This is a genomic window from Pseudomonas sp. HY13-MNA-CIBAN-0226, assembly GCF_040310305.1.
GTDB classification, from domain to species: Bacteria; Pseudomonadota; Gammaproteobacteria; order Pseudomonadales; family Pseudomonadaceae; genus Aquipseudomonas; species Aquipseudomonas gregormendelii.
On the sequence record NZ_JBEOPS010000191.1, the window covers coordinates 1 to 279 of the forward strand.

The 279-nt window shown below is 46.2% G+C and carries 1 pseudogene; it reads left to right on the forward strand.

What is annotated here, in order from left to right:
* Positions 1–279 (forward strand): annotated as a pseudogene (locus tag AAEZ05_RS28355) (long-chain fatty acid--CoA ligase); the annotation flags it as partial.

Sequence of the window (279 nt, forward strand, 5' to 3'; positions counted from 1 at the left end):
GATGAAGGCAATCGTGTGGGCGTCAACCAAGCTGGCGAGATGTGTGTCAAAGGTCCTAACGTAACCTTAGGCTATCTGAATAGAGACAGCAGTGATGACTTCACCAGTGACGGTTATTTCCGCACTGGCGATATCGTTAGCATGGACGAAAAAGGCTACTTTAGACTGTTAGACCGTAAAAAAGATATGATTTTGGTCTCAGGCTTCAACGTCTTCCCGAACGAAATCGAATCGGTCATGCTCGATTGTGAAGGTATTCTTGATTGCGCGGTCATTGGT